Origin of the sequence: Bradyrhizobium sp. BRP56 (genome assembly GCF_020194035.1) — a bacterium.
GTDB lineage: Bacteria > Pseudomonadota > Alphaproteobacteria > Rhizobiales > Xanthobacteraceae > Bradyrhizobium > Bradyrhizobium australafricanum.
Genome location: NZ_JADYVV010000133.1, coordinates 1 through 6,174, shown reverse-complemented (window position 1 = coordinate 6,174; position 6,174 = coordinate 1). Strand labels below are relative to the sequence as shown.

Sequence of the window (6,174 nt, the reverse complement as noted above, 5' to 3'; positions counted from 1 at the left end):
ATGGCCGCATGACCGTCGCCGACGATTTTGTCGTCGCTCTGGTCGGGCTACGCCCTCCCGACGCAACGACAAAATCGTAAAGCCCCGCGTTCAGCATAACCCGGCAGGAATCCACTTAAATCCAGCGGGGCGCTGTCCAAACAACCGGGGCCAGCTCTGTTCCTCGTTCATTCGCTCTCTCCTCGGCTATCCAAGGAGGGGGCAATTCCTCGTGACGTCGAGGGGGCAGTTTTCGATGGCGCGCGCGACAGCGAGCCGACTTTGTTGTATCAGTCTGGCTCTGCCCTTTGGCAGAGCCAGAAAGCCAAACAAGCTCGGCCGAAGCTGTCTCGATGGGAGAACTCCAGCCATCTTGGGACGTCAAACAGCACGCGCCATGTTCGATGCGGAGCGCGTTTTCGTACGATCGCTGTCGCTACTGTCGATCAGGTTGGCAGCAGCCATGTGCACTCCACGACAACATACTCCGGAATGCTGTCCAGCGAGGACTTGCCGACGGCCCGAATTTGACGCGTCTGAATGCCAACGGGCGATCGAAGCGATTACCCCTTCTGGGAGTAAAGAGTCGGAATTCGGTGGAGGAGCTCGCCCGGACCTCAACGACGAAAAATCAATGGGGCCGCGAGACGATGCAGTCCCGCGGCCTCGCCACCGGAATTTAGTGAAAAGACAGTTTAAGTATAAAATCCCTCAGCCGGTGTTCTTTCAAGTAGAACACCGTGTTCCAACACTTGCCAATCCGGACAGCTACGGGGAAACGCGTGCAACCGCAGACCAATGCGGCCGCGAGATCGATGAAGAAGCCGGTAAAATTACGGTTCGCCTGTCCTATTCGCCTGTCATAACGGGTGCCAAGCGTCGAAAGAGTGTATCAGCGAGCAGAAGCAGCGCTCGATGCTATGCGCTGTTTGTAGTCGTCGGCGTCGTGCGTAATGGTGATCCTGCAGGTGCCGTTTGAGCGTATCATTGCTGTTGCGCTGATTGCGCGATGTTCGTGCATAACTGCCGGTTGCCGAGGCCCGCTTCAGCGTACGGCTTCCGTTCGCTTAAACCATTTCCTCGGTAAGCCAATGTAGTAGCCGCGCATGCGAAGCTCTGCCTCTCATCTATTGATGTGTTTCGCAAGCGGAACACACCACCGACACGATTGATTATTGCCTCACGCATCTCACGCGCATCGCGTGACGGAGACTTCGCGACGACCGACCTAGTGCTGACGCCAGAGGCCGCCACGCCAGCGGCCGGATCGGTACTCGCGGCTCGTTGCTGGGAAGTCCGGCCTTCAGACCGGCGTGTCGTAGGTGATGGGATAACGCTCTGGAAACGGCCCTCCTGCGTAGTCAATCTCCGCGGCGGGACGGACGCCCCGGATTTGCAGGATGCGGCGAACGATTTCCGGAACTTGGATGCGGCTGATCTGGTCGCCGAGGCAGGTGTGCATCCCGTAGCCCAGATGCATGTAGACCGACTCCGGCCGGTCGATCGCGAAGCTGGACGGCGCCGGCAGTTGCAAGCCATCGCGCATCGCCGACCGGGTCGAGATCAGCACCGTGCTGCCGGCCTTGATTGTCGTCGCGCGCAGCGAGCCCTTGGCTATCCGGTAATCGGTCCGGCAGTGGCGCACCACGAACGGATTGATCGGGTTGAAGCGCAGCGCTTCCCAGCAATAGCGATACATCAGATGGTCGTTGTTGCTGCTGGCGACGTCGATGGCCTCCTTCAGGATCCTCGGGCGCTTGAACAACTCGTCGAGCAGCTGCACGATGGCCGCCGATGTGGTCTCAATCCCGCCGACCAGTGTGCCCATCATATTGGTAATAATGCGTTCGTCGGCGAAGCCGATCGAATCGTCAAAATGGCTATTCAGCAGGCGGCTGAACACGTCCTCGAGCGGCGCCCCATTTTTCAGCTGCTCGCGCCGCTGCGGGAGCAGTTGTGTCAGATAGGCGCGCATCTCCTGCCCAGCGTCAATGTTGTCCTGGTGCACCTTCGGATCTTTGTCCAGGTTGTGAAACATGTCATATTGCGTCGCGCGCGACCAGCGGAACATCGAGGCCAGATCGGGGCCGGGAAAGCCGAAATATTCTCGGGTCAGCTGAATGGGCACCAGGCGCGACAACGTGCTGACCACCTCGATCTGGTTCTGGGTATAGATCTGCTTTTCGACAGACGCATTGGCGAGGCTGCGCACCTTCTGGCGAATTGCCGGCAGATCCTCCATGCGCATGAAGGCGCGCATGATACCCTTGTCGCGCTGGTTTATTTCGGTGCAGTCGCGGCCGAGCATGAAGGGGCCGACCGAAGGGTCCATCATTGGCGCATAGGTGACGTTGAAGATGTCGGGGCGGCTCAGCGCTTCCTGCACGTCGGGGAAGCGGGTGATGAACACCGGCCCCGCGGCGCCCAACGCCAGGTTGGGCCTGACGCGCCGGATGAATGCGAACAATGCATCCGGATGTTTGGCGATCATCCATTTCAGGAACTTCGCCGCCGGCCCCTGTTTCTGTTCCGCCATTGCTGCCGCACCCTAACTCCGAAAAGCTTCGCCTGGTCGGTCGATCCGGGCTTCCGTCCACCTTTCCCCTGCGGGAGCGAGATGGTCTTCGCTATTGCTCCAGTTGGAGCTGACCCAATCAATTTCAGATCGACTTGAGGAACTCGATGATTGCGTTGCGCTCCTCCGGAGACAGCGCAGGGCCAATGACGCCCTCATGCTTCTCGTTCGAGAATTCGTGGCCGGTATTGCGATTGGCGGGCCTCGACGTATCGATGATGAAGTAGCCCTTGCTGTCGTAGGTCCTGCCTTCAGGAGCGACCGTCCGTGTCACGATACCGACGCGGACAGGATCGAAGCTGGGCTCACCGAGCAGGAAGACTTGTGGGCGCTCCGCAACCGGGCTGAGCAGATCGTAGATCGTCGGCACCGAGCCGTTGTGCAGGAACGGCGCAGTCGCCCATACGCCGTTCAGCGGACGCGCCTTATAGCCGAAACCTGCCGCTAGACAGTTCGGCCGATCGCCTTCGATCTCCGCTTGGACCGTCCCGGTCGACCGAAGCCATTCGTCGATGCCGGATTGGACCACGGCGCCGAGCGCAAGCGCGTAGAGTTGCATCGCATGGTCCGAGAGGTGGATCGTATCCAGCGTGTTGTCAGCCTTCCGTTGGCAGACATCGATGTCGAGGCCGAGCCCTGGGCTGCTCTGGCCCGCCCTGGCCAGTTCGCTGCCGGCGGTGTCCACGGTGCGATTGCGCAGCACGTCGCCCTGGGCCGGATCGGTGCCGATATGGCTTTGCTTGATGATCTTGACGTTGAGTACGGATTCCCTCGTCTGCTTCTCCTGCCCATCGCGACCGCGCCAGCGGATAGGGCCGAAGTTCTTCCAGAACTCCGCGTCCGGGGCCTTGCCGTGCACGATGTCCGGCGTCAGCGCTGGAAGATGGCAGCCGCTGCAATGTTTGTCGTAGAGTTGGGCTCCCACGGCGGCCTTGGCTTTGTCGATCGCAGGAAAGCTGTCGGGCCAGGCTGGCGCATTCAGTCCGGTGAAGGCTTTCGCCACCAGCGGCAGGTCCTTTCCAGCGAGCTGTTGTTCGATCCAGTGCAGATTATCGAAGGGGATGCTGCTGGCAAAACGTCCCCCCTTGGGCGGGGCGGTGAGGTTGAGCTCCGCCGAAACCCCCATCGCCTCGCCGGCATTGCGCACCAATGGCTGCATAATCGAGCCGTCGTACTGCACCCAATCGAACCATGACGATGTCCAGATGTGCGGGTAGCTGACAGGGGCGTTGAGGTTGACGTAGTTGCCGTAGCGCTTGGGGTCGAGTGCGAACACCTGGTTGCCGATGCGATTGAGCGCATCGAGGCGGGTAAACCCTTCCGTGACGTCGATCCCAGCGGGCTGATCGATCAGAGCACCAAGTATTCCATCGAGCTCCTTGGACAGTTGGACGCGTGTAAGATCGCTGTACTCGGTTCCTAAAACGCGCTTCGCGAACCGCCCGAAGCGACCGTCGAAGAAGGGTAGCTTTGCCGACAAAGCGGTCTGTGCGAGCGCAGCGCGGAGCGCATTTGTCAATTGACCGAGATCGGTCACGGCGGGGCCGCCTTCAATGACATAGCGCTTCTCTTTGAAGATCAGTTGGCCGGTATGGCACGCGGCACAGGTCAATCCAACGGCAGTCTCCTTACGCGAAAGTCCGCGGATCGACTGAAACGGCGAATATGCAAAGCCGATCGGCAAACCGTACTCATTGTTCTCGCTTTCGGCAGACTCTATGAATCCAAACCGCAGTAAATAGCGGTTGTCAGAAAACCGTTCTCGTTTGAAAAAGGGGATAGCGAAAGGCGAGTTCAGCGGCGCTTCCAGGGCGAGAAACCATGACAGCGGGATCGGTAAGGTCTGCGTGCCCTGGGCTTTATGATGGAATCGATCGGCGTCTTCGGCGTTCCAGCCCTGATCGAGCGAAACCTGCTCGCTCGCGGAAACCGGTTCAGGGAGACCAGGCGGCGTCAGAGCTTCGATTGTCGCGCCAAGCTGGGAGCTGGTCATGACTGCGATCAAAGCAATGACCACGATGATCGCCAGAAGAACAAGAAAGCGTCGCCACCAAAGGCGCCGAATTGCGCTGGTAACTGTCGACATGGCTCCCCCGTGTCAGCGAACGGCCTCCAGCAGAGAGCCGTGCAAACAGTAATACTACAACTACATGATCTTGTAGGCTTACCCCTGCTGTTGACGTCCTTGAGACGCGATCACTATTCTTTCTGACGTCACAATCGGTGGTCTGTGGAATGGGCGAACTTGACCGCATAACAAGAACATCTAGAGCGTTCGGACGAGCTCTTGTTCGAGCCGCCATCCCATCCTCGCGATCGAATTTGCAGTGACGTTGGGTCCGCTGTGGGAGATCGGGGGGCTGTAATCCGCGGGAACGCGAGCGAACGGAATTGGCCGGGCGCCTGAGGGCAATAGGCTCGCACTCGGAGATCAGGACTCCGTAGGGCGCAATGACCATGAGCATACATCCGGCCACGCCGATCACGATGATGCAGACGGCGAATTCGAGCCAAGCAACGCGGCTACCATTTAACGGCTTCGTTTGGCAAGCACGATGACGGCGCGGCTGACCTGAATTAGCAGCATCGGCGTCAGGCTGTAGCCCGCGACAATGCTCCACATCGTGAGCGTCGGTGGCAGACGTGGAAGACCTCTGTCATCGGCGGCCAGTAGAGAGGGACTGCGAGCAGAGGGCCGTACAGGCCGAGCGCAGCCAGACCCATGGATTGCGCGTGAACTCGTTGAAAACGGTACCGGAGCGGCTGCTGCGCATGGCGACGACGCGCCAGAGTTGTGCGAATGCGACGGCGAGGAATGTGGTGGTGACTATGGCCTCGCCCGTCCAGCCGGGCCGAAACCGCCAGTGTCCCCGCGGTTCTCGCGCTTACGAAGGAAGGCCTCATATCCCTCCGGGTCAACCTCCTTCAGGCGGTTCAGCGCGCGCTTAGCTTCCAGATCGGCGGACTTGCTATGACGCTGTTTGATCTTTTTACTTTTGCTTCCATCTCTGCGAGCTGTCCCGTTGCTGTTGGTACACTCTCGGGTATTGTCTCGAGCTTCGCGCTTGGTCGCGTCTCTTCGAGGCCTTCGACGCACCGATTGGGATGACGAGATGCTGCGGCTCGAATTGAACGACCTTCTCGAAGGTGGGTTTGAGCCGCTCGACGATCTGCACGAGGCCGTCCAGGCGCTGCTCGACCATCCGCGGCGGCGGCGGCGGCGGCTCCGGCGGCCTGCTGCCCGCAGGGCTGATCCAAGCGACCAAGTTTGCATCGTCGCTGTTGAAATGGTTGAAGTCGAGTCGACGTCAGCATCGTCACCTCCGGAGACGTCGGCGTCGCGGCACCGGAAGCTCTGGCAGTATTCCGAGAACGGCACGATCCCCGGCACCGACGACACCTAGCAAGGGATCGACTGCATGGCCCATCCTTCCGCGCAAACGCTCGGGTACCCACGCTAGTAGCCGTGTGCGAGCAGTAACGCCGTCGTGGTCTAGTCATCTGGAACGGAAGTTCGTGACATTAGTTGATCGCTCGGATCTCTAGAGAGGAGAGCGCTCGTGGCGAATGCAGGTGTGAAAGGCCGGCCGATCGCGCCGTTGGTGCTGAGTTCGCAGGAG

At 59.9% G+C, this 6,174-nt stretch carries 4 protein-coding genes; 2 read left to right on the top strand and 2 right to left on the bottom strand.

What is annotated here, in order from left to right; genetic code table 11:
* Positions 1–661: 661 nt before the first annotated feature.
* The gene (locus tag I6F38_RS42680) at positions 662–958 is read left to right on the top strand and encodes a hypothetical protein (RefSeq protein ID WP_125459386.1); all 297 of its coding nucleotides are present in this window, start codon (positions 662–664) and stop codon (positions 956–958) included.
* A gap of 324 nt (positions 959–1,282) precedes the next feature.
* Here the strand turns inward: I6F38_RS42680 and I6F38_RS42675 are convergent, their stop codons facing one another.
* Both I6F38_RS42675 and I6F38_RS42670 read right to left on the bottom strand, forming a co-directional pair.
* Positions 1,283–2,515 carry a cytochrome P450 gene (locus tag I6F38_RS42675; RefSeq protein WP_011082852.1) on the bottom strand — a complete coding sequence of 411 codons (1,233 nt, stop codon included), beginning with the start codon at positions 2,513–2,515 and terminating at the stop codon, positions 1,283–1,285.
* A 124-nt stretch (positions 2,516–2,639) separates the two neighbouring features.
* Positions 2,640–4,640, bottom strand: a complete 2,001-nt coding sequence (locus tag I6F38_RS42670; RefSeq protein ID WP_011082853.1) for a cytochrome c — start codon at positions 4,638–4,640, stop codon at positions 2,640–2,642.
* A gap of 1,027 nt (positions 4,641–5,667) precedes the next feature.
* On the opposite strand from I6F38_RS42670, the gene I6F38_RS42665 reads away from it, so the two are divergent.
* The gene (locus tag I6F38_RS42665; RefSeq protein WP_011082854.1) at positions 5,668–5,958 is read left to right on the top strand and encodes a hypothetical protein; all 291 of its coding nucleotides are present in this window, start codon (positions 5,668–5,670) and stop codon (positions 5,956–5,958) included.
* The last annotated feature ends 216 nt before the right edge of the window (positions 5,959–6,174 follow it).

Excerpts from the sequence above, each read along its gene's own strand:
- I6F38_RS42665 (WP_011082854.1), top strand. The coding sequence starts at position 5,668 with ATGCTGCGGCTCGAATTGAACGACCTTCTCGAAGGTGGGTTTGAGCCG.
- I6F38_RS42675 (WP_011082852.1), bottom strand. The coding sequence starts at position 2,515 with ATGGCGGAACAGAAACAGGGGCCGGCGGCGAAGTTCCTGAAATGGATG.
- I6F38_RS42670 (WP_011082853.1), bottom strand. The coding sequence starts at position 4,640 with ATGTCGACAGTTACCAGCGCAATTCGGCGCCTTTGGTGGCGACGCTTT.